The organism is Bradyrhizobium sp. 956_D2_N1_4, assembly GCF_052076025.1.
GTDB lineage: Bacteria > Pseudomonadota > Alphaproteobacteria > Rhizobiales > Xanthobacteraceae > Bradyrhizobium > Bradyrhizobium barranii.
In genome coordinates this window covers 8,802,406-8,828,527 of sequence record NZ_CP197237.1, presented here as the reverse complement: position 1 = coordinate 8,828,527, position 26,122 = coordinate 8,802,406, and the positions used below count along the sequence as shown (strand labels likewise).

23 protein-coding genes and 1 pseudogene are annotated in these 26,122 nt (G+C 64.9%); 9 read left to right on the top strand and 15 right to left on the bottom strand.

Translation table 11 applies throughout. The features are described 5' to 3' along the window. Nucleotides 1-7: 7 nt before the first annotated feature. The 4 genes from AB7535_RS41825 to AB7535_RS41810 form a co-directional block, all read right to left on the bottom strand. On the bottom strand, nucleotides 8-547 hold the full coding sequence (locus tag AB7535_RS41825; RefSeq protein WP_354265347.1) for a hypothetical protein: 540 nt from the start codon (nucleotides 545-547) through the stop codon (nucleotides 8-10). Nucleotides 548-669: 122 nt separating this feature from the next. Next, on the bottom strand, nucleotides 670-1,272 hold the full coding sequence (locus AB7535_RS41820; RefSeq protein ID WP_081369120.1) for a YqaA family protein: 603 nt from the start codon (nucleotides 1,270-1,272) through the stop codon (nucleotides 670-672). 133 nt (nucleotides 1,273-1,405) lie between these two features. Next, nucleotides 1,406-1,810 (bottom strand): phosphoribosyl-ATP diphosphatase, encoded by a 405-nt coding sequence (gene hisE / locus AB7535_RS41815; RefSeq protein ID WP_028147364.1) that lies wholly within the window; start codon nucleotides 1,808-1,810, stop codon nucleotides 1,406-1,408. Nucleotides 1,811-1,958: 148 nt separating this feature from the next. Then, nucleotides 1,959-2,333, bottom strand: a complete 375-nt coding sequence (locus AB7535_RS41810) for a hypothetical protein (protein ID WP_208084267.1) — start codon at nucleotides 2,331-2,333, stop codon at nucleotides 1,959-1,961. A gap of 227 nt (nucleotides 2,334-2,560) precedes the next feature. On the opposite strand from AB7535_RS41810, the gene AB7535_RS41805 reads away from it, so the two are divergent. The 6 genes from AB7535_RS41805 to AB7535_RS41780 all read left to right on the top strand — a co-directional run bounded on the left by AB7535_RS41805 (nucleotide 2,561) and on the right by AB7535_RS41780 (nucleotide 10,188). Then, nucleotides 2,561-3,610, top strand: a complete 1,050-nt coding sequence (locus AB7535_RS41805) for an ABC transporter substrate-binding protein (protein WP_208084266.1) — start codon at nucleotides 2,561-2,563, stop codon at nucleotides 3,608-3,610. A gap of 91 nt (nucleotides 3,611-3,701) precedes the next feature. Then, nucleotides 3,702-5,498 carry a glucan ABC transporter ATP-binding protein/ permease gene (locus AB7535_RS41800; RefSeq protein WP_354114099.1) on the top strand — a complete coding sequence of 599 codons (1,797 nt, stop codon included), beginning with the start codon at nucleotides 3,702-3,704 and terminating at the stop codon, nucleotides 5,496-5,498. A gap of 176 nt (nucleotides 5,499-5,674) precedes the next feature. Continuing rightward, nucleotides 5,675-7,144, top strand: coding sequence for a D-alanyl-D-alanine carboxypeptidase family protein (locus AB7535_RS41795; RefSeq protein ID WP_354114098.1), 1,470 nt, complete (start codon nucleotides 5,675-5,677; stop codon nucleotides 7,142-7,144). Nucleotides 7,145-7,335: 191 nt separating this feature from the next. Next, nucleotides 7,336-9,021: a long-chain fatty acid--CoA ligase gene (locus tag AB7535_RS41790; RefSeq protein WP_354114097.1), complete on the top strand. Its 1,686-nt coding sequence runs from the start codon at nucleotides 7,336-7,338 to the stop codon at nucleotides 9,019-9,021. A 30-nt stretch (nucleotides 9,022-9,051) separates the two neighbouring features. Next, the gene (locus AB7535_RS41785; RefSeq protein ID WP_354114096.1) at nucleotides 9,052-9,606 is read left to right on the top strand and encodes a DUF924 family protein; all 555 of its coding nucleotides are present in this window, start codon (nucleotides 9,052-9,054) and stop codon (nucleotides 9,604-9,606) included. A gap of 96 nt (nucleotides 9,607-9,702) precedes the next feature. Beyond that, nucleotides 9,703-10,188, top strand: coding sequence for a peroxiredoxin (locus AB7535_RS41780; RefSeq protein ID WP_007597501.1), 486 nt, complete (start codon nucleotides 9,703-9,705; stop codon nucleotides 10,186-10,188). A gap of 138 nt (nucleotides 10,189-10,326) precedes the next feature. On the opposite strand, the gene rnhA is transcribed toward AB7535_RS41780, so the two are convergent. The 3 genes from rnhA to ispH are packed head-to-tail and all read right to left on the bottom strand — an operon-like array spanning nucleotide 10,327 to nucleotide 12,746. Beyond that, on the bottom strand, nucleotides 10,327-10,791 hold the full coding sequence (gene rnhA, locus AB7535_RS41775; protein ID WP_354114095.1) for a ribonuclease HI: 465 nt from the start codon (nucleotides 10,789-10,791) through the stop codon (nucleotides 10,327-10,329). Further along, nucleotides 10,788-11,771 carry a homoserine kinase gene (locus tag AB7535_RS41770; RefSeq protein ID WP_354114094.1) on the bottom strand — a complete coding sequence of 328 codons (984 nt, stop codon included), beginning with the start codon at nucleotides 11,769-11,771 and terminating at the stop codon, nucleotides 10,788-10,790. The genes rnhA and AB7535_RS41770 overlap by 4 nt, the downstream gene beginning before the upstream one ends. A 6-nt stretch (nucleotides 11,772-11,777) precedes the next feature. Continuing rightward, nucleotides 11,778-12,746, bottom strand: coding sequence for a 4-hydroxy-3-methylbut-2-enyl diphosphate reductase (ispH, locus tag AB7535_RS41765; RefSeq protein ID WP_354114093.1), 969 nt, complete (start codon nucleotides 12,744-12,746; stop codon nucleotides 11,778-11,780). A 265-nt stretch (nucleotides 12,747-13,011) separates the two neighbouring features. Between ispH and AB7535_RS41760 the strand changes: the two genes are divergently transcribed. Further along, entirely contained in the window at nucleotides 13,012-13,707 is a 696-nt protein-coding gene (locus AB7535_RS41760; RefSeq protein ID WP_354114092.1) for a DUF1013 domain-containing protein, read from the top strand. A gap of 303 nt (nucleotides 13,708-14,010) precedes the next feature. On the opposite strand, the gene AB7535_RS41755 is transcribed toward AB7535_RS41760, so the two are convergent. The 5 genes and pseudogenes from AB7535_RS41755 to AB7535_RS41735 form a co-directional block, all read right to left on the bottom strand. Next, complete coding sequence (locus AB7535_RS41755) at nucleotides 14,011-14,757, bottom strand: OmpW/AlkL family protein (RefSeq protein WP_247313474.1); 747 nt, start codon at nucleotides 14,755-14,757, stop codon at nucleotides 14,011-14,013. Between the two features lie 181 nt (nucleotides 14,758-14,938). Beyond that, on the bottom strand, nucleotides 14,939-15,199 hold the full coding sequence (locus AB7535_RS41750; RefSeq protein ID WP_071909285.1) for a hypothetical protein: 261 nt from the start codon (nucleotides 15,197-15,199) through the stop codon (nucleotides 14,939-14,941). Between the two features lie 170 nt (nucleotides 15,200-15,369). Further along, nucleotides 15,370-17,280 carry a propionyl-CoA synthetase gene (locus AB7535_RS41745; RefSeq protein WP_354114091.1) on the bottom strand — a complete coding sequence of 637 codons (1,911 nt, stop codon included), beginning with the start codon at nucleotides 17,278-17,280 and terminating at the stop codon, nucleotides 15,370-15,372. A 334-nt stretch (nucleotides 17,281-17,614) separates the two neighbouring features. Then, nucleotides 17,615-18,999 (bottom strand): annotated as a pseudogene (locus AB7535_RS41740) (tetratricopeptide repeat protein). Nucleotides 19,000-19,130: 131 nt separating this feature from the next. Next, complete coding sequence (locus AB7535_RS41735) at nucleotides 19,131-19,895, bottom strand: tetratricopeptide repeat protein (protein WP_354114089.1); 765 nt, start codon at nucleotides 19,893-19,895, stop codon at nucleotides 19,131-19,133. Between the two features lie 117 nt (nucleotides 19,896-20,012). Between AB7535_RS41735 and AB7535_RS41730 the strand changes: the two genes are divergently transcribed. Beyond that, a complete protein-coding gene (locus AB7535_RS41730; protein ID WP_354114088.1) occupies nucleotides 20,013-21,590 on the top strand; it encodes a cation:proton antiporter in 1,578 nt (525 codons plus the stop codon). An 86-nt stretch (nucleotides 21,591-21,676) separates the two neighbouring features. Beyond that, on the top strand, nucleotides 21,677-22,447 hold the full coding sequence (locus AB7535_RS41725) for a hypothetical protein (RefSeq protein WP_085400939.1): 771 nt from the start codon (nucleotides 21,677-21,679) through the stop codon (nucleotides 22,445-22,447). Between the two features lie 166 nt (nucleotides 22,448-22,613). On the opposite strand, the gene AB7535_RS41720 is transcribed toward AB7535_RS41725, so the two are convergent. From AB7535_RS41720 to AB7535_RS41710, 3 genes are read right to left on the bottom strand one after another with little or no spacing between them, the layout of a single operon-like run. Then, nucleotides 22,614-23,420, bottom strand: a complete 807-nt coding sequence (locus AB7535_RS41720; protein ID WP_063985858.1) for an SDR family NAD(P)-dependent oxidoreductase — start codon at nucleotides 23,418-23,420, stop codon at nucleotides 22,614-22,616. A gap of 42 nt (nucleotides 23,421-23,462) precedes the next feature. After that, entirely contained in the window at nucleotides 23,463-23,876 is a 414-nt protein-coding gene (locus AB7535_RS41715; protein WP_166348701.1) for a DUF1850 domain-containing protein, read from the bottom strand. Then, the gene (locus tag AB7535_RS41710) at nucleotides 23,837-25,945 is read right to left on the bottom strand and encodes a TRAP transporter permease (RefSeq protein ID WP_439037188.1); all 2,109 of its coding nucleotides are present in this window, start codon (nucleotides 25,943-25,945) and stop codon (nucleotides 23,837-23,839) included. Before AB7535_RS41710 ends, AB7535_RS41715 begins: the two co-directional genes overlap by 40 nt. Nucleotides 25,946-26,122: the final 177 nt, after the last annotated feature.

Genomic DNA, 26,122 nt, shown 5'->3' with positions numbered 1-26,122 from the left:
TACGTCCTCAGTTCTGGCACAGCGCGCTGGTGACGAAGGTATCGGTGCGGCAGTCATCCGGTTTGCGTTGCCGGCCCGGGATCAGAACCTTGGCCGAGCATTTTTCCGCGGAATCGGCGTTCAGGCTCTTGCCTTCCTTGTAGCCCTTGCTCTGGCAGAGCTGGTCGGCGGCTTGCTTGCAGTCGGGTGCGCCATTCGACGAGGCGGGGCAGGCCATGCGCCCCGACACCATGGCCGACGGCGTCGCCAGCCGCGACAGATCGTTCATGGTCTCGCTCGGGCTTTTGATCGGCGGCAGGATCGAGGGCAGCTTGTCGAACAGCTTGCCCATTTCGTTGATCAGCCCGGGATTTTCCTCGCGCGCCGGCGGCGATGAAGGTGCCGATGTCGAGGGCGGCGGCGCGGTCTGCGGTCCCTGCTCCCGCAAGCCGAGCGCCGGCGGCGCGGATTGCGGCCAGCCGGTGCCGCCGGCACCGAGCAGGAGCGAAAGCACTGCAAATATCAGCGTCCCCGGTCGGAGGACCGGATTGCCGGATCGAACCATCATGACGGCAACCGTAGCCGAACCCGGCGCAGCGGCAAAGCGCGCGGTTATCGAGCGAACATGATCTTTGCGGAGAACGGCTTCACACGTTGCGCTGAGGCGGCCCTTCGGGTCCGGATCATTCCCTAGATCAGCTTGACCGCGACGACGAAGCCGAGCACCAGCACGGCGGCGCCGAGCGCCACCCAGAGACCGAGATGCTTCTCGATCCTGACGCGGATCCAATCGCCATAGCGGTTGAGCAGGATCGCGACGATGAAGAAACGGCCGCCGCGCGCGACGATCGAGCACAGGATGAACAGGCCGATATTGTAACCGGCAAAGCCCGAGGTGATGGTGACGAGCTTGTAGGGGATCGGCGTCAGGCCCTTGAGCAGGATGATCACCGCGCCCCACTCCGCATAGGAGGCGCGGAAGGCATCGACCTTGTCGCCGAGGCCATAGACCTGGATCAGCCAATGGCCGACCGAGTCAAACAGCAGCGCACCGATGGCGTAGCCCAGCAGACCGCCCACCACCGAGGTCGCGGTGCAGACCGCGGCGTAGAGCCAGGCGCGCTGCGGGCGCGCCAGCGACATCGGGATCAGCATCACATCCGGCGGGACCGGAAAGAAGGAGCTTTCTGCGAAAGCCACGGCTCCCATGATCCAGAGCGCGTAGGGCTTGTGGGCGGCGTCGATGCACCAGTCGTAGATACGTTTCAGCATGGCGCCGCGATGAAGCACCATGGGACGGATTTGTCCATCGCGAGTTTTGTGACGATTTGGCGTGATCCGGAACAGTGTGTCGCGGTTTTCCGAAAGTTCACGCGCAAACAACAACCTAAAGCGCGATGACGCTTTGCTCCGGTTTCATCGCGCTTTAGTGGCGCTTGCGCGAGACGCGCCCTTCCAGCGCGACAATTGGCCGCCTGGCGGCAACGCGCGGTGACGCGACTTTGGGCAGCTTCATCGGCGACTTCGGCAGCTTCTCGGCAATGCCGAGCATGTCTTCCCGCCGCGCCATCTCGCGCCAGACATCCTCCGGGCGCACGCCGGCCGAGGCCCAGAGCACCGTGAGATTGTAGAGCAGGTCGGCGCTTTCCCGGATCACGGCCTCGCTATCGCCATTGACCGCGTCAATGACGACCTCAATGGCTTCTTCGGCCAGTTTCTTCGCCATTTTGGATGGCCCACGCTGAAACAGCCGGGCGGTACGCGATGTTGCCGGATCAAGATCCTTGGCCGCGAGCACAGCCAGATATAGCCGCTCAAGCGAATCACTCATGGTACTCAAAACTACCCTAAACCAATGGCGAGCGCGTTAACGCGCAGGGTTAAAAGCGAAAAACAGGCCGCCGCGGCAAGCGCGACGGCCTGTTTTGGTCAAGACTTGGTAGCCAGGGACTTGGTAGCCAAGGACTTGGCAGCCAAGGCTAGTAGCAGTTCTGCATGTAGCCCTGGCCACAGAGCTCCGACGGAGCCGTGCCGCCATAGCGCTGATATTGGTAGTTCGGGCCCGGGCCGTAGTAAGGACCGTAGGCGGGGCCACTGTAATAGGCAGGGCCGCCGTAATAGCCATAACCCGGACCCGGACCGTAATCATAAGCGTAGGCGTCACGGGTCGCAGCGATCGCAAGGCCGGTGCCGATGATGCCGGCAAAGGCCGCGGCAGCCGCAGCACCGCCACCGCCATGCCAGTGGCGGCCGCCTGCGTATGAGGCAGTCGGGGCGACCGCGGTCAGCGCCAGCACCGCGGCGGTGGCAAAGACGGCCTTGCGGCCGGCAAATCTCGAAAATCGGTCAAACATGTCCTGGACCCTCCTTGGGACCTCGAATGGTGCCTGACGACAGGCTCATGTCTTTCAAACACCCGCAGCCCATGTTGGGTTCCCGAACCCCAACAGAAGCTGAACGGGGTTGCGTGATCATGACGCAACCCCCGCTCATCCGCCGTTCATGTTGGCGCGCGCAGGCTCGTCGCTGGCCGGCGCTGCGAGCGTCACGAAACCACAACAATGCGGGACCGGCGCGACTGATGTTTGCATTCAAGACGATCGCCCTTCGCGGCCTGCTGGCCATTGCAATCTCGCTCGCCGCGCTGGCTGCGCGCGACGTCAGCGCGGCCGAGACTGCTGCGCCGTCCACTGCCATCCACTTCACATTCGATCGTCCTGTCGATGCGAGCATGGCGCCGTTCTTCCTCGCCGCGAAGGACGGTAATTTCGGCGCCGAGCGTCTCAACGTGTCCTTCAATAGCGCAGCCGGATCGCCAGAGGCGCTCGCGCGCGTCGCCAAGGGCGATAGCGAGCTCGCGCTCGTCGACATCAACGAGCTGATCCGCTTTCGCGACAAGGACGATGCCGCGCCGGTCAAAGCCGTGTTCGTGTTGTTCAATCGCGCGCCTTACGCGATCGTCGCGCGGAGGAGCCGCGGCATTCACTTGCTGCCCGACCTCGACGGCAAGACCGTCGGCGTCGCCGACGGCGATCTGTCGATGCGGCTGTGGCCGGCGCTGGCGCAGCAGAACGGCATCAACGCGTCGCAAGTGAAATTCCACAAGATCAGCGCCGCGGTCCGCGAGCCGCTCCTCTCCGCGGGCCAGGTCGATGCCGTCGCCGGCTTCAGCTATCTCTCGGCGGTGAACCTGCGCGACCGCGGCGTGCCCGGCGGCGATCTCGTGGTACTCCGCTATGCCGACTATGGCTGCGAAGCCTACGGCTTCGCCGTGGTGGCCAACCCCGCTTTCGCCGCCGCGAAGCCCGACGCCGTGAAGGGATTCGTCCGCGCATTGATCGCCGGCGTCAACGCGACCATCAAAGAGCCGGCCCGTGCGGCGGACGAAGCCACGAGCCGGATCGACGACGGCGACCGCGACCTCGAGCGGGAACGCCTGCGCAGCGTGCTCATCGACAACATCCTGACCGACGAGGTCAAGCGCAACGGCCTCGGCGGCATCGACCCGGCGCGCCTGGACCGCTCGATCGACCAGATCGCCCAGGATTTCAAATTCCGCAAACGGCCGGCGGCGGGCGATATCTTCGACGACCGGTTCCTGCCGCCGGTCGCGGGACGGCTGATCAACTGAGCAAAACCGGCAGCTTCCGCTGTATCTCGCGGGCGATCCCTGATTAGAATATGGGCTCACCTCGTTCGATCCGCCTGAGTTCCTCGCCCGCATGTCCATTTTCAGCCTCTACACCCGCGTTCTTGAGCTGCTCGGCAAGGAGGCGCGGCTGGGCTGGCTGCTGGCGTTCGCCAATCTGCTGCTCGCCGCCTCGCAATTCGCCGAGCCCGTGCTGTTCGGCCGGATCGTCGACGTGCTCTCCGGCAAGGCGGTCGCCGGGTCGAATTCGGCCTGGCCGTTCCTGCTGGCCTGGGTGGCGTTCGGGCTGTTCACCATCGGCTGCAGCGCGATCGTGGCGTTGCAGGCCGACCGGCTCTCGCACCGCCAGCGCCAGGCGGTGCTGACCGACTATTTCGAGCACATTCTGCAGCTGCCGCTGACCTTCCACTCAGGCACCCATTCGGGCCGGCTGATGAAGGTGATGCTCAACGGCACCGATGCGCTGTGGCGATTGTGGCTCGGCTTCTTCCGCGAGCACTTTGCCGCGATCCTGTCGGTCGTGGTGCTGCTGCCATTGTCGCTCTACCTGAACTGGCGGCTCGCGATCCTGCTGTTCGTGCTCTGCATCGTCTTCACCGTGCTGACGACCTTCGTCGTGCGCCGGACCTTCGGCATGCAGATGCAGGTCGAGGAGCACTACAGCGAGCTCTCCGCGCGCGCCTCCGACGCGCTCGGCAACGTCGCGCTGGTGCAGAGTTTTGTGCGCGTCGAATCCGAGGTGAAGGGCTTGCGCTCCGTCGCTGATGACCTGCTCGCGGCGCAGATGCCCGTGCTGTCGTGGTGGGCGCTCGTCACCGTCATCACGCGCGCCTCCACCACCATCACGGTGCTCGCGATCTTCACGCTCGGCATCGCGCTGCACGACCAGGGGCTGACCTCCGTCGGCGAGATCGTGATGTTCGTGAGCTTCGCGACGATGCTGATCCAGAAGCTCGAGCAGGTCGTGAGCTTCATCAACAACGTGTTCATGGAAGCCCCGCGGCTGCGCGAGTTCTTCAACGTGCTCGACGCCGTGCCCGCGGTCCACGACCGCCCCGACGCGATCGATGCCGGGCGGCTCTCCGGCCTCGTCGAATTCAACGACGTCACCTTCTCCTATGACGGCAAGCGGCCGGCGGTCGAGGACCTCTCCTTCACCGCGCTGCCCGGCCAGACCATCGCGCTGGTCGGCGCGACCGGCGCCGGCAAGTCGACTGCGATCGCGCTTCTGCATCGCGCCTTCGATCCGCAGTCCGGCTTCATCAGGATCGACGGCATGGACGTCCGCGGCGTGACGCTGACGTCGCTGCGCCGGAACATCGGCGTGGTGTTCCAGGAGGCGCTGCTGTTCAACCGCTCGATCGCGGAGAATTTGCACGTCGGCAAGCCGGATGCGACCGAAGCCGAGATGCGCAAGGCCGCGGAGCGCGCGCAGGCGCTCGAATTCATCGAGCGCAGCGGCGGCTTCGAGACCAATGCCGGCGAGCGCGGCCGCATGCTCTCCGGCGGCGAGCGCCAGCGGCTGTCGATCGCCCGCGCGCTGCTGAAGGACCCGCCGATCCTGATCCTGGACGAGGCGACCTCCGCGCTCGACGCCGTCACCGAGGCCAAGGTGAACGCCGCTCTCGACGAAGTGATGAAGGGACGCACCACGTTCGTGATCGCCCACCGTCTCTCCACCATCCGCAATGCCACGCGGATCCTGGTGTTCGAGAACGGCCGCGTGATCGAAAGCGGAACTTTCGATGAACTCGTGGCCAAAGGCGGCCATTTTGCCGAGCTCGCCAGGGCCCAGTTCATGGTTCAGGAAAATGCACGGGCCAGCGTGACGGCCGCTGAGGCTGCCGCGACTGCGGTCAAGTCCCCATAGCATCGTCGAAATTCGGCCTATTTCATCACGGAATACCCGGCCGAAACCCCTATTCTCGACGCACGAGCCGGTATAGGTTTGCGACGCCGCAAGCGGCGGCGCCGGATTTCAGAACCGAACATCAGATCACGAGAGCCGACCGGAACCGGCGGGTCTCCAAGGACCGGAATCGGATAGTGCACGCCCTTCGCCCGCTGCTTCGCAAGTCCCTGTTCAACCTGTTCGCTGCGGCCCTCGCATCCGCGGTGCTGCTTGCGCCGCGCACGGCCAGCGCCGAAGCACTGCTGCTGATCGAAGCCGACAGCGGCAAGGTGCTGCAGGCCGAGAACGCGACCATCCCGTGGTATCCGGCCTCCGTCACCAAGATCATGACCGCCTACGTGACGCTGAAGGCGGTGAAGGACGGCAGGCTCACGCTCGACACGCTGATCACGGTGTCGCCGACGGCGGCTTCGCAATCGCCGTCGAAGATGGGGTTCCGTCCGGGAACGCAGCTCACCGTCGACAACGCGCTGAAGATGATGATGGTGAAGTCGGCGAACGACATGGCCGTGGTGCTCGCCGAAGGCGTCGGCGGCTCGATCGACGGCTTCTCGGCGATGATGAACGACACCGCGCAGAAGCTCGGCATGACGCAGACGAGCTACGTCAATCCGAACGGCCTGCCCGCCGACGGCCAGATCACGTCCGCGCGCGACCTCGGCATTCTCGCGCGCTCGTTCCTGCGCGACCTGCCGGAATACGAATATTTCGTGCACATCCCGGCAATCCGCTTCGGCAAGCGCGTCACCGGCAATTTCAACAAGCTGATCGGCCGCTACCCCGGCGCCGACGGTTTCAAGACCGGCTTCATCTGCGCCTCCGGCTACAATCTCGTGGCGTCGGCCACGCGCAACGGCCGACGGCTGATCGCCGTGGTGCTCGGCGCCAACTCCGGCACTGCGCGTGCGGTGAAGGCGGCGCAGCTGCTCGAACGCGGCTTCAGCCAGGACAACCTCACCTGGCTCCGCCCCTCGCTCGGCACCGTCGATAGGCTGGTGCCGGTCGACGCCTCGCCGCCGAACCTGCGCGAGGACATGTGCGGCGGTCATCGCAAGCGGCCGGCCAGCGACGATGACGACGCGCTGATCGCCACCAATGGCGGCACCTCCGGATCGGCCTCCGCCACCGGCGGCGAAGCCCAGGTGACCTTCTTCACCGCGGGCCTTCAGCCGCCCCTGATGAAGGCCTCCGAGCTGATGGCCACGGCGCCCGCGGCGGCCGAGCCCGTGCTGGTCTATACCGGCCCGACCCGCACCGGCACCGCCCTGATCGCGGCGGTCGCGGCCGATGCCGACCAGCAGGCCACGCCAAAGCCGCGTGGCAAGAAGTCGCGCGTCGCCAGGAAGCCCGACGCGACCGACAAGCCAGCCGACAAGCCGAAGGATGCCAAGACGGCGGCGGCAAAGCCGGCTGCCGCCAAGCCTGACGCCAAGAGCGATACCAAGTCCGCGGCAAAGCCGGCCGCGACCAAGCATGCCGCGGCCAAGCACGATGCGGCGGCGAAACCCGCCGAGAAGCCTGCGGCAAGCGGCGATCAGGCGGCCAAGCCCGCCAAGCCCAAGGCAGCGACCAAGCCCGCCGCCAAGCCGGCCAACAACAGCTAACGGCACCCACGGCAAGCCGCCCCCGCGCTTCGCACCTGCGGCAGAGCGGCTTGCGACAATTCCAGTAGCCACTCCCTGACCTTTGTCCTAAGCCTCGACCGGCTTGCCACCCGTTCCGGCAGGCTCGATACTGGCCGCAATGAGGCAAGCCCGAGACACAACGGGCTCTGGTAAATTGAGGGGAGTTTTCCATGGAGCGCATCTGGCTCAAGCAATATCCGCCCGGCGTGCCTGCTGATATCGAGCCGACCCAATACGCATCGCTGGTCGACCTTCTGGAGGAGAGCTTCGCCAAGTTCGCCGACCGCAAGGCATTCATCTGCATGGACAAGGCGATCAGCTATCGCGACCTCGACCAGATGTCGCTGGCGCTCGCCTCCTATTTACAGGGCCGTGGCCTGCAACGTGGCGCCCGCGTCGCGATCATGATGCCGAACGTGCTGCAATATCCGGTCGCGACCGCTGCCGTGCTGCGCGCCGGTTTCGCGGTGGTCAACGTCAACCCGCTCTACACGCCGCGCGAGCTCGAGCATCAGCTCAAGGATTCCGGCGCCGAAGCCATCATCGTGCTGGAGAATTTCGCCCACACGGTCGAGCAGGTGATCGCGAAGACGCAAGTCAAGCATGTCATCGTCGGCAGCATGGGCGACCTGCTCGGCTTCAAGGGCGTGATCGTCAACCTCGTCGTCCGCCGCGTCAAGAAGATGGTGCCGGCCTGGTCGCTGCCAGGCGCGGTGTCCTTCAACGACGCGGTATCGGCCGGCCGCAGCCTGACGTTCAACAAGCCGAAGCTGTCGCCGGGCGACGTCGCCTTCCTGCAATATACCGGCGGCACCACCGGCGTCTCCAAGGGCGCCACCCTGCTCCACCGCAACATCGTCGCCAACGTCCTGCAGAACGACGCCTGGCTTCAGCCGGCACTCGCCGCACCGCCGCATGTCGATCAGCTCATGATCGTCTGCGCGCTGCCGCTCTATCACATCTTCGCGCTGACGGCCTGCTACCTGCTCGCGGTGCGCGCCGGCGGCTGCAATCTGCTGATCCCCAATCCGCGCGACATCGCGGGCTTCGTCAAGGAGCTGGCGAAGTACCAGGTCAACAGCTTCCCGGCCGTGAACACGCTCTACAACGGGTTGATGCACCATCCCGACTTCAAGAAGCTCGACTTCTCCAAGCTGAAGATCTCGAACGGCGGCGGCATGGCGGTGCAGCGCCCCGTCGCCGAGCAGTGGAAGGCGGTGACCGGCTGCTTCATCGCCGAAGGCTACGGCCTCTCGGAGACCTCGCCGACACTGACCTGTAATCCCGCGACCACGACCGAGTTCTCGGGATCGATCGGCATCCCCGTGCCTTCGACCTGGATCTCGATCCGCGACGACGACGGCAACGAAGTCCCGCTCGGCCAGCCCGGCGAGATCTGCGCCAAGGGCCCGCAGGTGATGTCGGGCTACTGGAACAGGCCGGAAGAGACCGACAAGGTGATGACCGCCGACGGCTATTTCCGCACCGGCGACATCGGCGTGATGGACGAGAAGGGCTACACCAAGATCGTCGACCGCAAGAAGGACATGATCCTGGTCTCGGGCTTCAACGTCTATCCGAACGAGATCGAGGAAGTGATCGCGAGCAATCCGGGCGTGCTCGAATGCGCCGTGATCGGCATCCCCGATTCCAAGTCGGGCGAGGCGGTGAAGGCATTCGTGGTGAAGAAGGATCCCAACCTCACCGCGGAAGCCGTGATCAAGTTCTGCCAGGAGCAGCTCACGGGCTACAAGGTGCCCAAGCACATCGAATTCCGCGCCGACCTGCCGAAGACCAATGTCGGCAAGATCCTGCGCCGGCAGCTCCGCGACGAGAAGAAGGCGGAGGCGGCGTAAGCCGCGCCTTGGTTCATGACTCTTGGGTTCATGACTGACGTCGGCGACATCACGCCATCAGGCATTCTCGCCTTCTGGCGCGAGGCCGGCCGCGAGCGCTGGTACAAGCGCAGCGACGCTTTCGATGCGGAGGTCAGGCGTCGCTTTCTTCCCCTATGGAAGCGGGCGACCTCCGGCGAGCTGGCCTCCTGGGAAGAAAGCGACGAGGGCGCGCTCGCGCTCGTCATCGCGCTCGACCAGTTTCCCCGCAACATGTTTCGCGGCACGCCGGAAGCCTTCGCCAGCGACGCGCCGGCGCGCGACGTCGCCCGCCGCGCAATCGATCGGGGCGTCGATCGCAGGATCGATCCAATCCTGCTCGAATTCCTCTATCTGCCCTTCATGCATTCCGAGCACCTGCCCGACCAGCTGCATTGCGTCGCGCTGTTTCAGAACACCGACAATGCCGAGAACCTGAAATACGCGCGGGAGCACGCCGACGTCATCCAGCGGTTCGGCCGCTTTCCCCACCGCAACCGCCTGCTCGACCGCGCCACCACCGAGGAAGAACAGGCCTTCCTCGACGGCGGCGGTTTTGCCGGCTGATGACAGAACGGTGAAGGACCGCGACCCTCGCCGCCAATGTTGTGCAGCGCCGCCGCACGGTCTAAAAAGCGGGACCGATTTTCAGGGAGACTGACGATGGCGATCCAGACTGGCGACAAGCTGCCCGAGGCGAAATTCCGCGTGATGACGGCCGAGGGTCCGCAGGTGAAGACCACCGACGACATCTTCAAGGGCAAGAAGGTGGCGCTGTTCGCAGTGCCCGGCGCCTACACCGGCACCTGCCACAAGATGCATCTGCCGAGCATCTTCCTCAACGCCTATGCCATGAAGGATAAGGGCGTCGACACCATCGCCATCGTCTCCGTCAACGACGCTTTCGTCATGAACGCCTGGAAGCGCGATACCGACCAGCGCGACGAAGCCATCTTCCTCGCTGACGGCAATGCCGACTTCGCCAAGGCGATCGGCATGGAGCTGGACGCCTCCGGCAACGGCCTCGGCATCCGCTCCAAGCGCTATTCGATGCTGGTCGAGGACGGCGTGGTGAAGAAGCTGAACCTCGAAGCGATGCCCGGCAAGGTCGAAGTCTCCGGCGGCGATACGCTGCTGGGGCAGCTGTAAGCTTTACGCGAAGCCCTTTCCAAGGATGACGTCATGCCCGGGCTTGTCCCGGGCATCCACGTTCTTGGTCGCGCGCGGTAAGGCGTGGATGGCCGGGACAAGCCCGGCCATGACGAATGGAGAGAGCGAGCCCCCTCGCTATTCGCTGATCCGAGTCTGCGTCCTCGCCTTCACGATCCCGTCCCGCGCCAGCTGATCCGCGCGCTCGTTCTCGGGATGCCCGGCGTGGCCCTTGACCCAGTGCCAGCGCACCTCATGCGCCTTCAGCGCCGCATCGAGGCGCTGCCATAGCTCGACATTTTTCACCGGCTTCTTGTCGGCGGTGCGCCAGCCGTTGCGCTTCCAGCCGTGGATCCAGCCGGTGATGCCCTGCCGGACATACTGGCTGTCGGTGTAGAGATCGACGGTGCACGGCTTCTTCAGCGCTTCGAGCGCGGAGATCGCGGCCATCAATTCCATCTGGTTGTTGGTGGTGTGGCGTTCGCCGCCGTTCAGCTCTTTTTCCTTGTCGCCGAACTTCAGGATCGCGCCCCAGCCGCCGGGCCCGGGATTTCCCGAGCAGGCGCCGTCGGTATAGATCGTGACAATGGGAAGCTCGCTCACGCGACCAGTCCTGACGGCATCAGCCCGTAGTCGCGCACGCTGGAAACGCTCTGGTGGAAGCGCAGCTTGCGAAAATATTCCAGCGGGTCCTTGGGCTTGACCAGCGCTCCTGGAGGCACGTTGAGCCAGTCGACCAGCCGCGTCAGCAGGAAGCGGATCGCGGCGCCGCGCGCGAGCAGCGGCAGCGCGGCTTCTTCCGCCTCGGAAAGTTTTCGCACACGGCCATAGGCATTGAGGAAGGCGCGCGCCTTGGTGACGTTGAACGAATGGTCCGGCTCGAAACACCAGGCATTCAGGCAGATCGCGACGTCATAGGCCAGCATGTCGTTGCAGGCGAAGGTGAAGTCGATGATGCCGGAGAGCTTGTCGCCGAGGAAGAAGACGTTGTCGTTGAAGAGATCGGCGTGGATCACGCCCTCCGGCAGATTGCTCGGCCAGACCCCGCTCGAGAGATAGTCGAGCTCGGCGGCGAGAAACGCATGCAGGCCCGGCTGGACCTCATCGGCGCGGCTTGCCGCCGCGTCGAACAGCGGCCGCCAGCCGGAGACCGACAGCGCATTGCCACGCTTGATCGCAAAATTGGCGCCGGCCAGATGCATCCTGGCCAGTCCCTCGCCGACGCCAGCGCAATGGGCCACGATCGGCTTGCGCGGCCAGACGCCTTCGAGAAAGGTGATGATCGCGGCCGGCCGGCCCGACAGCTCGCGCAGCGCCTCGCCGTCCCCGGCCTTCACCGGCAGCGGGCAGGTGACGCCGTGCTCGGCGAGATGCGTCATCAGCGCGAGAAAGAACGGCAGGTCGTTCTTCGCCACGCGCTTCTCATAGAGCGTGAGGATGAACGAGCCTTTGCTGGTGTGCAGCAGGAAGTTGGTGTTCTCGACGCCCTCGGCGATGCCCTTGTAGGAGAGCAACTCGCCGAGATCGTATGGCTTCAGGAAATCCGCAAGCTCGTCGGCGGCAACGTCGGTGTAGACCGCCATAAAAGTCTACTCGGCGGCGGCTTCGGGACGCACCTGGCGCGGCAACGGGAAGAACTCGTTCTCTTCCGCGGCCGAGACCGTCTCCACATGCAGCGTGTAGCGCTCGGCGAAGGCGTCCATGATCTCCTCGACGATCACTTCCGGCGCGGACGCGCCCGCGGTGATGCCGAGGCTCTTGATGTTGCCGAACCTGGTCCAGTCGATGTCGGTGGCGCGCTGCGCCAGCACCGCAATCCCGCAGCCTTCGCGCTCAGCGACCTCACGCAGGCGCTGCGAATTCGACGAGTTCGGCGCACCGACCACGATCAGGGCGTCGACCACCGGCGCCACCTTCTTCACCGCGAGCTGGCGGTTGGTGGTGGCGTAGCAGATGTCTTCCTTGTGCGGGCCGTTGATGTTCGGGAAACGCTCCTTGAGCAGCGCCACGATCTCCGCGGTGTCGTCGATCGACAGCGTGGTCTGCGTCACGAAGGCGATGTTGTCGGGGTTCTTCGGGACGATGGTCTTGGCGTCCTCGGCGGTCTCGATCAGGGTTACGGCGCCGACCGGAAGCTGGCCGAGCGTGCCTACCACTTCGGGGTGGTGGGAGTGGCCGATCAGGAAGATCTCGCGGCCACGCTTGAAGTGGATCGCGGCCTCGCGGTGCACCTTGGTCACCAGCGGGCAGGTCGCATCCAGCGAGAACAAATTGCGGGAGGTGGCGTCGGCCGGCACCGATTTCGGCACGCCATGGGCCGAGAACACCACCGGCGCGGTGGTGTTTGCCGGGATTTCGGCGAGCTCTTCGACGAAGATCGCGCCCTTCTTCTTCAACCCGTCGACGACGTATTTGTTGTGCACAATCTCGTGGCGAACATAGACGGGGGCGCCGTATTTATCGAGCGCCCGTTCCACGGTGTCGATCGCCCGGACCACCCCGGCGCAGAAGCCGCGGGGAGAACAAAGCACGATCTTGAGGTCTGGTTTGGCTGACATTGAGCGATCTCGGGACCGAATCACCCGTCTCGCCTTCTGGCGGGGGCGGTCAATGGATGGAATTGGGCTTTAATGGGTCTGCTAGGACTTTACAGGCGCTTCCAAGGGAATTGGGCCCCCTTTCGGGCGCTGTCAAGGCACTATCTATAGCAGAACCATTGCGTGGCTAGCCCCTCCGGGCTTATATAGCGCGAATTCCCTGTCATCGCTGATGACCACCGGTTTCGCCTCCAGAGGGGTGGGCGAAGCACAAAGGAGATTTGCCATGAGCAACGCACCTCTGATGCCCAAGGCGACCGCCGTCTGGCTGCTCGACAACACCGCGCTGACCTTCGACCAGGTCGCCGATTTCACCAAGATGCATCCCCTCGAGGTGCGTGCGATCGCCGATGGCGACGCTGCCCAGGGCATCAAGGGCATGGATCCCCTCTCCAACGGCCAGTTGACCCGCGAGGAGATCGAGAAGGGCGAGAGGAACCCGGACTACCGGCTCCGCCTCCAGGAGAGCAAGGTGATTCTGCCGCCCCAGCCCAAGCGCAAGGGCCCGCGCTACACCCCGGTCTCCCGCCGTCACGAGCGCCCGAGCGCCATCCTCTGGCTGCTGCGCAGCCATCCGGAGCTCAAGGACGCCCAGGTCATGCGCCTGGTCGGCACCACCAAGAGCACCATCGCCAGCGTTCGCGACCGTACCCACTGGAACACCTCCCAGCTGACCCCGATCGACCCGGTGACGCTTGGCCTTTGCTCGCAGATCGAGCTCGATTTCGAAGTGGCGCGCGCGGCGAAGGAAAAGCCGATCGACACAGCCTATGGCGGCGCCACCCTGCTGCCGGCCTCCGAAACCACCAAGAAGGACGAGTTCGAGCCGGCGGAGCGATCGAACGACGATCTCAACGTCGACGCCGTGTTCGCCAAGCTGAAGACGCTCGGCGGCAAGAAGCAGGACGAGGAGGAGGAGTAGGCTCCCCTCTCAATTCGTTATCGAACGCAATCAAAACGCGGCGGGGAAACCTGCCGCGTTTTTGCTTTGCGGAGACCCTCGCGATCGGCACAGATGCAGCCACACGCAAGCTGCAGTCCCCTCCCCCCTTGCGGGGGAGGGTTAGGGAGAGGGGTTGCCCCACGGGGACTTCCTCCATCAATTCAAAGCGTCTGGCGAAGCTCTCTCGCGCCTTTTGCTGGGCTGCCCCTCTCCCCCGCCCTCCCCCGCAAGGGAGGGAGCGCAGGGTCAACCGCGGCCACAGCTCGTCTTCAAACAACGCCCTCAAAACTTGTACGTGACACCGCCACCGACCAGCCACGGATCGATATGCGCGGTGCCTGTGACCGGCAGGCCGCTGACGGTCGCTGAGTAATCCGGCCGCAGCCAGAGCTTCTTGACGTCGACGTTGAGACCCCAGTGCCGGTCGAGCATGTAGTCAAAGCCGAACTGCACGGCGCCGCCCCAAGCGTTGCTGACGTGCACGCTGGTGGTGGTGGCAACGATCGCGGGCGGACCGACGATGGCGGCTGGCGTATTGGCAGCCGAATTGTTGAAGAACACGGTGTAGTTCACGCCGGCGCCGATATACGGCTTGAACGCGCCGAAATTGTCGAAGTGATATTGCAAGGTCAGCGTCGGCGGCAGCAGCGTGGTCTTGCCGATCGGCAGGTTCGCGAGCGAGCCGTTGCCGCTGATCGAGTGCCTGGTCACGCCGAGGATCAGCTCGGCCGCGATGTTCTTGGTGAAGAAATAGCTGATGTCGAGCTCGGGCACGACCTGGTCGCTGATCGAGAGCCCGGAATTCGGCGACGACAGCGACGGCACGCCTGCGACATTGACGGTTGAGCCACCGGCATCCGGCAACACGCCAAGCACGCGCAGACGCACCATCCACGGATTGAACGCTTCTACCGGCGGCGGTGCCTTCTTATAGACAGGCAGATCGGCCGCCTGCACCGAGCCAAAAGTCCCCACGAGCATCGCGCCAACCGTCGCAAGCCGCGCCAGGTTTTTTGTCGTTCCGTTCATTGCATTCCCCTTCAGCCATCTCTCGCGCGTCGTTGCGCGACATCAGCGTCAGAGCAGAAAGGGGATGGTGATGGATTTGACGCCGATCAAATCAGGACTGACGCGACACGATTTGGTTGTGGCGTTGCCGATGTGTCACGAGAAACGCGAATGAATGCGCAGGATAATTCCGTAGCCGATGTCACGGCCGCTCGGGATGGTTCAGCATGTACTCGCCGAGATCGCGCTGACGGCGGTCGGACCGGGCGGTGGCAGCGTTGCGCTGGACGTCGCGGTCCTTGCGGCAGGCCACGTATTCGGGCGAGCCCTGCGCATAGCCGCGACTCTGACAGACCGCGTCGTCATCGTCACCGCCCACCGCCACCGGCGTCTGGTAGCGCGCGGAGCAGGCGGAGAGCATCAGGCCCGCAAACACGATCGCAAGAAACGACTTCGAATACATGGCAGCTCTTTTGTCCTCATGGTGAGGAGCCCGCGCAGCGGGCGTCTCGAACCATGCAGGCCCGGATGCAGCAGCGGGGCCTTTCATCCTTCGAGACGCGCGCCGGGCGCGCTCCTCAGGATGAGGGTTGAGCGGAAAAATGCGGCCTATTCAAGCCCCATCTGACCACCTCACACCCTGCCCTTCAGCGCCTCGCCGATCTCGTCCAGCACCTTGGGATCCTCGATCGTGGCCGGCATGGTCCAGGCTTCGCCATCGGCGATCTTCTTGATGGTACCGCGCAGGATCTTGCCGGAACGCGTCTTGGGCAGGCGGCCGACGGTGATGGCGAGCTTGAAGGCGGCGACGGGGCCGAGCCTGTCGCGCACCAGCGCGACGATCTCCTTTTCGATCTCCGCAGGCGCGCGCTTCACGCCGGCCTTGAGCACCAAGAAGCCGCAGGGCACCTCGCCCTTGATCGCGTCCTTGACGCCGAGCACGGCGCATTCGGCGACGTCCGGATGCGAGGCCAAAATCTCCTCCATGCCGCCGGTGGAGAGCCTGTGGCCGGCGACGTTGATAATGTCGTCGGTGCGGCCCATCACGAAGACATAGCCGTCCTCATCCTTGTAGCCGGCGTCCGAGGTTTTGTAGTAGCCGGGGAATTCAGTGAGGTAGGCTTCCTTGAAGCGCGCATCCTGATTCCACAGCGTCGGCAGGCAGGCCGGTGGCATCGGCAGCTTGATGACGATCGAGCCCATGGTGTTGGGGCCGACGGGCTTTGCGGCTTCGTCGACGACGTCGACCTGGTAGCCCGGCATCGGCACCGTCGGCGAGCCATGCTTCACCGGTAGCATGCCGAGACCGACCGGATTGCCGGCGATGCACCAGCCCGTCTCGGTCTGCCACCAATGGTCGATCACCGGCACCTTGAGCTGCTGCTCTGCCCATTCCACCGTCGGCGGATCGGCACGTTCGCCGGCGAGGAACAGCGTGCGGAATTGCGACAGATCGTACTGCCGGATGAACTTGCCTTCCGGATCCTCTTTGCGGATCGCGCGGAACGCCGTCGGTGCGGTGAAGAAGGCGACCGCCTTGTGCTCGCTGATGACGCGCCAGAACGCGCCGGCATCGGGCGTGCCGATTGGCTTGCCCTCGTACATGACCGACGTCGCACCATGCAGCAGCGGGCCATAGATGATGTAGCTGTGGCCGACCACCCAGCCGATGTCGGAGCCACACCACCAGACCTCGCCCGGCTTGACGCCATAGAGATTGAACATCGACCATTTCACCGCGACCAAGTGCCCGCCATTGTCGCGCACGACGCCCTTGGGGATGCCGGTCGTGCCTGAGGTGTAGAGGATGTAGAGCGGATCGGTGGCGGCGACAGGCACGCAAGGGGCCTTCTTGCCGTCGTTCAACGCCTTGCGGCGAAGGCTCGCCCAATCGTAGTCGCGGCCCGGCGTGAGGTCGCAGATGTGCTGGGGACGTTGCAGCACGATGCAGGCCTTCGGCTTCGTGCCCGCAAGCTTGATCGCCTCGTCGAGCAGCGGCTTGTACTGCACGATCCGGCCGGGCTCGATGCCGCAGCTTGCGGAGAGAATGAGCTTCGGCTGCGCGTCGTCGATACGGGTGGCGAGCTCCTTGGCGGCAAAGCCGCCGAACACCACCGAGTGCACCGCGCCGATGCGCGCGCAGGCGAGCATCGCGACGACGGCCTCCGGCACCATCGGCATATAGAGGATGACGCGATCGCCCTTGGCGACACCAAAATCCTGCATGATGGCGGCGAGCGCCTGCACCTCACCCAATAGCTCGGCATAGGTGAACTTCGTGACCGAGCCCGTCAGCGGCGAATCATGGATCAGCGCGACCTGGTCGGCGCGGCCGCGTTCGACATGGCGGTCGAGCGCGTTGTAGCAGGTGTTGACGACGCCCCCCATGAACCAGCGGCCGTAGACGCCCTGCGAGGCATCGAAGATCGTCTTTGGCGGCTCGATCCAGTCGATCTCCGTGGCCGCCTCGGCCCAGAAGCCCTGGGGATCAGCCAGCGAGCGCGCATGGACCTCGTGATAGAGGCTCGTTCCCTTGACGTTCATTCCCGCGCTCCCATCCCTTTATTCGCCTGGCCTTGACCTGACCGACAGGACGAGCGTCCCGCCATGACAGGGATCAAGTGCCGGCGTTGTTTGAGAGGTATTTTCCCGGGAACGGGCCGCGGTTCAAGCTGAAAAGGATGGGTCTTTGGGAGGGAGGGAAGAAAGGCCATCGCAGCAAGCTGGAGCCACGACAAAAGGTGAGCCCTCTCCCCCCCTTGCGGGGGAGAGCGGGAGAGAGGGGTGGCCACGAACTCAGTCCAGAGTTTGTGGCCACCCCTCTCCCTAACCCTCCCCCGCAAGGGGGGAGGGAACGCAGTGTGCGCGTAGAGGCGCCTCAACTCTCCATCGCATTCAGCCGCTGCAACCGTTCCTGCATGATCTTCTTCAGATCGTAGCCCGACGGCGGAAGCTGGCATCACGGGTGGTGAGGAAATCGCGCTGGGTCTTGCGCAGGTCGCCGGCCGAACGGCCTTTCGTGGCCTTCAACACGCGCTCATAGGTCTCGGCGATCTGGCGATCGAGCACGCCGAGTTGCGGATCGGCGCAGATCACCTTCTCGACCTCGCGCTTCGCCGTGGCGCAATCGAACGACGGGCCGTTGCCGGAATTCGCCGCGAGCGGACGCAGGGGCTCGGCACCGAACTTCGCGATCTCCGCGATCACAGTGCGGCGGCCGTTGGCCGCGTTCTCGTTGCCGGGATCGAGCTTCAGCGCCGTCTCGTAATCGGCCAGCGCCTTCTTGCGCTCGCCCATCTTCTTGTAGAGCACCGCGCGGTTGTTGTAGGTCTGCGCGAAATTCGGATCGATCTTCAGCGCGGCCTCGTAGTCGCTAAGCGCCGCGCCAAGCTCGCCCTTGAGCTGGTAAGAGTCGCCGCGGTTGGTGAAGAAGTTCGGCCGCGGCGCCAGCCGCAGCGCCTGGTCGTAGTCGGCGATCGCCTTGTCGTACTCACCCATCGCGGCCAGCACCAGGCCACGATTGTCGTAATATTCGGGGACCTTCGGATCGAGCCTGATCGCCTCGCCGTCATCGGCGACCGCCTTGTCGAGCTGGCCGAGCTTCTTGTAGGCCGCGCCGCGATTGGTGTAGGCGCGCGGCCGGTTCGGATCGAGCCGCAGCGCCTCGCTGAGATCGTGGATCGCCTTCTCGTTGTCACCGCCGAGATAATAGTTCACGCCGCGGTCGGACCAGGCCTGCGCATCATCCGGCTTCAGCTTGATCGCCTGATCGTAATCGGCGAGCGCGCGGTCGAGCCGGCGCTGATTGGTGTAGACGACGCCGCGCAGCTCGTAGGCTTCCGCGTCCTGTGGATCGAGTTCGATGGCCTTGCTGAGATCAGCCGCGGCACGGTTGAGATCGCCGCCGGCCTCGCGCAGCAGGTCGCCGCGCAGGCGCCATGCCTTTGCATTCCTGCCGTCCAGCGCGATGGCGCGGTCGATATCCCGCAGCGCCTGCGTGAGGCCGCCTGAGGTTCGCGCATTGGCGTCGGCGCGCACCAGCAGCGCGGCGGCGCGGTCTGAGCTCGAATTGGTGGTCTGGTCGATGATGGCGCCGCACGCCGTGATCAGTTCGGCGGGCGCAGTCTTGCTGCCCATCACGCAATCGACGGCAGCAGAGGCCGGGGCGGCGAGGACAAGGCTCATCGCAGCGCTGAGCAGGAAGGCGCGAAGCGGAATTTTGGCAAACGGGAACATTTGCGCGGAAGAACGCGTGCCGCACATCAGGGAGACTCCGTGACATCAGGTTTTCACCATTGTCGCGGCGGGCGAGGAATGGGTTCAATTCGGCCCTGTTGGGACGCACCGCCGCCCGCACTCCCTCGCCCCGCTTGCGGGGAGAGCCGAAGACCGCCTCAATACCCGTCCACCCCGTTCAGCCGCTGCAATCTGTCTTGCATCGCTTTCTTGAGATCATAGCCCGGCCGGCCAAATCCAGCATTGCGGCGGACAATGAACTCGTCCTGCGCGCGCTGAAGCGCCTTGGCTTCCGCAGGATTGCGCGCCTCCCGGATCACGCGGGCGTTCGATGCAAAAATCTCCCGATCGAGATCGGCGAGCTCGCGGTTGGCGCAGATGGCCTTCTCGACCGCCCGGGCCGCACTCCTGCAATTGAAGCTGGGCTTGCCGGCCACCGCCATCTGCGCGCCGATCCGCTCGAGCTCGCGCGCCATCGCCTTGTGATTGGCCTTGGCCTTCTCGTGGTTCGGATCGATCTTCAGTGCGGCGCCGAAATCCTGCACCGCCTTCGGCTTGTCGCCCTTCTTCAGCCAGAGCTCGCCGCGGGCGTTGAAGAGGTCGGCCAGGGTCGGATCGAGCTGAAGAGCACGGCTGTCGTCGGCGATCGCGCGGGCGACCTGATCATGCCGCGCATAAAGCGCGCCGCGCGCGACCAGCGCCTTGACCAGGTCCGCCTTGGCCGTCTTCTCGTTGTCGATGACGGACGCGCAGGCGGGGCCGGCCTTGTCCATGTCGTCGGCGGCAGCAGCAGCGAGGCACGGCGCGACATCGACCTGCACGACGGCGGCGGGCTCACCGCCGGTCGCGGCACGGGCCGCCCCGAGCGAAAGCGCACAGAGCGCCACCGCGCCGGACAATCGAATGAGATTTTGAGAACGCATGCTAGCTGCAGTCGGAAAGTCTTGGCTTGAGTCTTGGCCTGGGTCTTGGCCTGGGTCTGGCTTGAGCCTTGCCTTGAGGGTGCACTATCCATCATACGGCCGGATTGGTGCTAGCTTGTGGCACGGCCAAAATCGGTTTCGGGGATCAACGTGTCGACATTCGAATGGATCATCGTGCTTCTGCTCGGCGCCGTTGCATTATCGGCGCTGGCGCGGCGGATCAAGGTCCCCTACCCGACCTTTCTCGCCATCGGCGGCGCGCTGATCGCCTTCGTGCCGAACAGCCCCTCCTGGACGCTCGAACCCGACCTGGCCTTGGCACTTTTTGTCGCACCGGTGCTGATGGATGCCGCCTTCGACACCTCGCTGCGCGATCTCCGCAACAACTGGGTTCCGGTCTCGACCCTGGTGGTCGCCGCGGTCGGCCTGACCACGGTCGGCGTGGCCTTCGTCGCGCACCGGCTGATGCCTGACATGCCCTGGGCCGCCGCCATTGCGCTCGGCGCCATCGTGGCCCCGCCGGATGCCGCGGCAGCGGTTGCAATCCTGAGCCAGGTCAAGCTGCCCTATCGCATGGTGAAGGTCCTGGAAGGCGAGAGCCTGCTCAACGACGCCAGCGCGCTTCTGATCTATCGCATCGCGGTCGGCGCCGTCGTCATGGAGCATCTGAAATGGAGCGAGGTCGCGCCGACGATTGCACTCGGGCTGGTCGGCAGCGTCCTCGCCGGTCTTTTGGCCGGGCGCATCATCCCGCTGTTCCTGGAACGCGTGAAGGAAGCGCCGAGCGCGATCATCGTGCAGTTCGCCACCACCTTCATGGTCTGGATCGCAGCCGAGCATCTCGGCCTCTCCGGCATCCTCACCATCGTCGTCTACGCCATCACCGTCGCGCGCACGGCGGGGGCGCGCATGCCGGCGCGGTTGCGGGTGCCGTCCTATGCGGTCTGGGAGACGATGGTGTTCGTGCTCAACGTGCTCGCCTTCATGCTGATTGGCATGCAGATGCGGCCGATCTGGACGCGGCTCGACGCGGAGGTGCGCTGGGAATATTGCGTGGCCGCAGCCTGGATCCTGCTCACGGTGGTCCTGGTGCGGCTTGCCTGGATCACGTTCTACCGCGCGACGCTGCGCCTCCTGATTGCGCACGGGCTCTATCATCCGAAGGATCCCAAGCAGGTTGCCTCGCCGAAGGGTGGCCTCATCATCTCCTGGTGCGGCATGCGCGGTCTCGTCACGCTCGCCACCGCCTTCGCCCTGCCGGAAAACTTCCCCTATCGCGACTTCATCGTCTTCATCGCCTTTGCGGTGGTGCTGGGCTCGCTGGTCATCCAGGGCCTGACGCTGCGGCCGCTGATTCTCGCCTTCGGCCTCAAGGACGACGATCCCGTCGGTATCGAGGTCGCGCGCGCCCGCGCAGTCGCCTATCGCGCCGCGCTCGATGCGATCGAGGACGATCCGTCGGAGGAAGCGGAAATCCTGCGGCTCGAATACCGCGCCATCCTGATGCAGGCCGACGACGATCCGCACGGCGGCATCGCCAACGGCGAGTTGCCCGCCGATCCGCTGCGCCGCCGCGCCATCGAGGCCGCGCGCAAATCGATACTCGGCCTTCGCGATACCGAAGTGATCGGCGACGACGCGTTTCACCGGATCGAGGAAGAGCTCGATCGCGCAGAATTGAGCGCCGGCGGTTAAACTCCGCTCGAGCGTTGAGCGGCGTGCCGGCCTATCCAGGTGGTTAGGAGCTTGAACCAAACACCGCCTCTCCAGACTCATTCCAGATGACGACCTTGATCGACGACCGTCGTGTACGCGCGCGTGATGCGTCGCCTGCACGGTATTTTTATCTCAATATGGCACTGGCCTGCGCAGCCACCGCGTTTCTCGGCTTCGCGCCGACCTATTTCGTACCGCTCGCGCAGCGGACGTTTTCGGCGAGCCCAGTCATTCATTTTCACGGGCTCCTGTTCTTCACCTGGTCTCTCTATTTCGTGATCCAGACCTGGCTCGCGGCGTCGGGCCGCGTGGTCAATCACCGCGCGCTCGGGATTGCCGGCGTGTCGCTTGCGACCGCGATGACGATCTTCGGCTTCCTCGCCTCGGTGCACGTGATGCAGCACGCCGCGGCGCTCGGCCAGAAGGATGCCGGCATCGGCTTCTCGATCGTGCCGATGAGCGGCATCGCGTTCTTCGCGGTGGTGTTCGTGCTCGCGATCATCAACACGCGAAAGCCCGAGATTCACAAGCGCCTGATGCTGCTTGCCGCGGTCTCGATCCTCGATGCCGCGATCGCGCGCTGGTTCATTACCTTCCTCGCGCCTCCCGGACCGCCCGGCCCGCCGCCGGTGCCCGTCACGATCGCCCCGGCCGTGGTCGCTTCGCTCCTGCTCGTCGTCGCCATGGTGCGCGACTGGCGCACCGATGGCCGCGTGCATCCGGTCTACATTTACGGCACGCTCGCGCTGCTGGCGGTGAAGGTGCTGAACTGGCCGATCAGCGAGAGTGCGGCGTGGCATTCGTTTGCCGGAGGCATCCTGGCGCTGGCGCAGTAGTCACCGCTGTCGTCCCGGACAAGCGCAGCGCAGATCCGGGATCCATAGCCACAGGACGTGGTTTGGCGAAGACTCGGAGTTGCTAGCTCGCGCGGCAACTTCGTCCTGTGGTTATGGGTCCCGGGTTCGCGCTTTGCGCGCCCCGGGACGACGACGGAAATTGGAGCTACGCCCCCGCCTTGCACGTGATCCCGCCGTCGACCACGAGCTCGATCCCCGTCACATATTTCGACTCGTCCGACGCCAGGAACAGCGCGGCATTGGCGACGTCCCAGGCCTCGCCCATGTGCCCCATCGGCACCTGCGCATCGCGGGCGCGCCACATCGCCTCGACGTCGCCCTTGGCGTAGCTATTCGCGAGACCCGCGGAATGCTCCACCATCGGCGTCTTCATCAGGCCGGGCAGGATTGCATTCACCCGCACATGGTTCTTCGCGAACTCGATCGCGGTGGAGCGCGTCAGCTGGTTCATTGCCGCCTTGCTGGCGTTGTAGCTGACATAGGAAATCCCGACATGCCGGATCGAGGCGATCGAGGAGATGTTGATGATCGAGCCGCCGCCCTGCTTCACCATCACAGGGACGACATGTTTCATGGCGAGATAGGCACTCTTGAGGTTGACAGTGAAGACGCGGTCCCAGCTCTCCTCAGCGACCTCGACCACGCTGCCCATCTCGGCGATGCCGACATTGTTGTCGAGCACATCGATGCGGCCATAGGCCTTCAGGCACGCCGCCACCATCGCCTCAATCTCGCTCGCGCGCGAGACGTCCGCGGTGAAGGCAGTCGCATTGCCGCCCTCACCCGTGATGATCTTCGCGGTCTCCTCGGCTGCGGCACCGTTGCGATCGACGCAAAACACCTGCGCGCCCTCGCGCGCAAAGGTCACCGCGGTCGCCTTGCCGTTGCCCCAGCCGGGCCCGATCGAGCCGGCGCCCACCACCATCGCAACCTTGCCCTTGAGCCGATCCATCGCGTTTCTCCCTTGTTGTTCTTGTAGCCCGGGCGTGGCGAGCTACGGATCGTTACAGACTTTCATCGTCGTGACGTTAGCACCGATCGGATGCCCGACAATCTCCGACAACGTCCGGCAGCTTCCATCATGACACAGCCGCCATTCCCCGGCCGCGCCGGAATTGCCAAGCACGACCTCCGGCATCGGTGCCCGCTGCGGCTTCCACTGAAACCAGCCGTCGACGAGCCGCGCCTCGGGCGGCGGCTCCATGCCGGGACCGGTGCCCTTGACGCGGGCCTGCACCAGCTCGAGGCCGGCGGGGGTGACGCGCCAGTCTTCCTGCCAGTCCACCTTCGCGATCGAATGCGTCCACACCAGCGTGAAGGCGGAAAGCGCCAGCGCTTTCACGCCACCCGCTGTTGCGAAGCAGAGGCTCACGTCGCTTCGACGATGGCCGGCGGACGCTGCCTCCATTGCCACAGCACGAGCGCGGCGGAGAGCAGGAAGCCCACAGTGTCGCTGAAGGCGAAGTCACCGAGCAGGCAGAGCGCGGCTCCGAGCGCGAGCACGCGTTCGAGCAGCGTCATGCGCGTGAACAGAAAACCGATCGCGACCATGCCGAACAGGCCGATCGCCACCAGCGCCTTGAAGGTCGCGAGCGCCACCGCGCCGTAGAAGCCGAGCTTGGCCGCCATAGGATCGCCGGCCTGGAGCATCAGCGCCGGCGAATAGACGAAGATGAACGGAATGACGTAGCCGGCGAGCGCGATGCGCATCGCCTCCCAGCCGATCTTGTCCGGGTTCTCCTTCGCGATCGGCGCCGCCGCCAACGCGGCGAGTGCCACCGGAGGCGAGAGGTCGGCCATGATGCCGTAATAGAACGCGAACATATGGCTCGCGATCAAGGGCACGCCGAGCTTCGCCAGCGCGGGCGCAGCGAGCGCGGCGGTGATGATGTAGGTCGGGATGGTCGGAATGCCGGTGCCGAGCAGGATCGACAGCAGCATGGTCATGATCAGCGCCAGGAACAGGCTCTTCTCGCCGAGACCGATCACCCAGCTGCCGAAAATGGTGCCGACGCCGGTCTGCGACATCATGCCGATGATGACGCCGACGATGGCGCAGGCCATACCCACCGTGATCGCCGACTTCGCACTCTCGGCCAGCGCATTGCGGCATTCGCGCAAGGCCGCGAACCCGCCGCGCACGAACGCCGTGATCACGATCAGCCCGACGACGACGCTCGCGACCGGCACGATCTGGAGACCGTCGCGCGACAGCGCGCCGACGACGAGCGCAAGTCCGATCCAGAAGATGGAGCGGACGACCATCGAGGAGGCGCCGGCCGTGATGCTGGCGCCCAGGATCAGCGTCACCGTGAGCGCAAGGCCCATGCTGCCAGCATAGAGCGGCGTAAAGCCCTCGAACAGCATGTAGACGAGCGCCGCGAGCGGCAGCACGAGATACCAACGCGTCACCAGCGCCTTCCAGGCGCTCGGAATCTCGGAGCGCTTCATGCCGACGAGGCCGTGCTTGCCGGCTTCGAGATGGACCATCCAGAAGGCGGAGGCGAAATAGAGGATGGCGGGGATCGCGGCCGCCTTGACGATCTCCGAGTACTGAACGCCGAGCGTCTCCGCCATGATGAAGGCGACCGCGCCCATCACCGGCGGCATGATCTGGCCGCCCATCGAGGCCGTCGCCTCGACGCCCGCCGCAAACGCGCGGCGATAGCCGAACCTGATCATCAGGGGAATCGTGAACTGGCCGACCGTGACGACGTTGGCGACGCCGGAGCCGGAGATCGTGCCCATCATGCCCGAGGCGAACACCGCAACCTTCGCAGGTCCGCCGCGCGTCCTGCCGAACAGGCCGAGCGAGACATCGGTGAACAGCTGGATCATGCCGGCGCGCTCCAGGAACGAGCCGAACAGGATGAACAGGAAGATGTAGGTCGCCGAGACGTAGATCGGCACGCCGTAAAAACCTTCGGTGCCGAACGACAGATGCGTGACGATCTGGTCGAAGTCGTAGCCGCGATGGTTGAGCGGCGACGGCAGGTATTGGCCGAAGAACCAGTAGACGAGACCCGCGCCGCACATCAGCGGCAGCGCTGCGCCCATCAGGCGCCGCGTGCCCTCGAAGATCAAGACCGCGAGCAGGGTGCCGACCGCGAGATCGAGCCGGGTCGGATCGCCGTCGCGCGCGATCAGGTCGGCATAGAAGATCCACTGGTAGAGGCCGCAGAAGAAGCCGGCGCCGCCGATCACCCAGCCGAGCGTACGGCCGACATCGCTCTTCGCGGTAAAGTTGGCGATCAGGCCGAAGGTGAGGAGAACGAGGAAACCGACATGGACGCCGCGCACCACCTGGCTCGGCAGATAGTTGAAGGCGGCGACATAGAGCTGGAAGGTGGCGAAGGCGATGCCGATCCAGTAGGCGAGAGTGCCCCACCAGCCCGGACCAAAACCTTCCGGAAAACCGTGCTCGAAATTGTCGAATTCAACCTTGATAGGCCCTGCGGAGCCCTCTGCCTGCAACATCGATATGTCCCCAACCGTCCAGCGCTTTTAACATCGCACAGCGTCTCGAGACCGTCATGCCCGGGCTTGTCCCGAGCATCCACGGACTTTCTCGCCTAGCCTTAGAACGTGGATGGCCGGGACATCTGCGCGAAGACGCGCTTCGCGCTTTTGCCCGGCCATGACGTCCGATAACGA

Bases quoted from the DNA above. Each gene is read 5' to 3' on its own strand.
- AB7535_RS41825 (WP_354265347.1), bottom strand. From the start codon at position 547: ATGATGGTTCGATCCGGCAATCCGGTCCTCCGACCGGGGACGCTGATA.
- AB7535_RS41820 (WP_081369120.1), bottom strand. From the start codon at position 1,272: ATGGTGCTTCATCGCGGCGCCATGCTGAAACGTATCTACGACTGGTGC.
- hisE (WP_028147364.1), bottom strand. From the start codon at position 1,810: ATGAGTGATTCGCTTGAGCGGCTATATCTGGCTGTGCTCGCGGCCAAG.
- AB7535_RS41810 (WP_208084267.1), bottom strand. From the start codon at position 2,333: ATGTTTGACCGATTTTCGAGATTTGCCGGCCGCAAGGCCGTCTTTGCC.
- AB7535_RS41805 (WP_208084266.1), top strand. From the start codon at position 2,561: ATGTTTGCATTCAAGACGATCGCCCTTCGCGGCCTGCTGGCCATTGCA.
- AB7535_RS41800 (WP_354114099.1), top strand. From the start codon at position 3,702: ATGTCCATTTTCAGCCTCTACACCCGCGTTCTTGAGCTGCTCGGCAAG.
- AB7535_RS41790 (WP_354114097.1), top strand. From the start codon at position 7,336: ATGGAGCGCATCTGGCTCAAGCAATATCCGCCCGGCGTGCCTGCTGAT.
- AB7535_RS41785 (WP_354114096.1), top strand. From the start codon at position 9,052: ATGACTGACGTCGGCGACATCACGCCATCAGGCATTCTCGCCTTCTGG.
- AB7535_RS41780 (WP_007597501.1), top strand. From the start codon at position 9,703: ATGGCGATCCAGACTGGCGACAAGCTGCCCGAGGCGAAATTCCGCGTG.
- AB7535_RS41770 (WP_354114094.1), bottom strand. From the start codon at position 11,771: ATGGCGGTCTACACCGACGTTGCCGCCGACGAGCTTGCGGATTTCCTG.
- ispH (WP_354114093.1), bottom strand. From the start codon at position 12,746: ATGTCAGCCAAACCAGACCTCAAGATCGTGCTTTGTTCTCCCCGCGGC.
- AB7535_RS41760 (WP_354114092.1), top strand. From the start codon at position 13,012: ATGAGCAACGCACCTCTGATGCCCAAGGCGACCGCCGTCTGGCTGCTC.
- AB7535_RS41755 (WP_247313474.1), bottom strand. From the start codon at position 14,757: ATGAACGGAACGACAAAAAACCTGGCGCGGCTTGCGACGGTTGGCGCG.
- AB7535_RS41750 (WP_071909285.1), bottom strand. From the start codon at position 15,199: ATGTATTCGAAGTCGTTTCTTGCGATCGTGTTTGCGGGCCTGATGCTC.
- AB7535_RS41745 (WP_354114091.1), bottom strand. From the start codon at position 17,280: ATGAACGTCAAGGGAACGAGCCTCTATCACGAGGTCCATGCGCGCTCG.
- AB7535_RS41735 (WP_354114089.1), bottom strand. From the start codon at position 19,895: ATGCGTTCTCAAAATCTCATTCGATTGTCCGGCGCGGTGGCGCTCTGT.
- AB7535_RS41725 (WP_085400939.1), top strand. From the start codon at position 21,677: ATGACGACCTTGATCGACGACCGTCGTGTACGCGCGCGTGATGCGTCG.
- AB7535_RS41720 (WP_063985858.1), bottom strand. From the start codon at position 23,420: ATGGATCGGCTCAAGGGCAAGGTTGCGATGGTGGTGGGCGCCGGCTCG.
- AB7535_RS41715 (WP_166348701.1), bottom strand. From the start codon at position 23,876: ATGGAGGCAGCGTCCGCCGGCCATCGTCGAAGCGACGTGAGCCTCTGC.
- AB7535_RS41710 (WP_439037188.1), bottom strand. From the start codon at position 25,945: ATGTTGCAGGCAGAGGGCTCCGCAGGGCCTATCAAGGTTGAATTCGAC.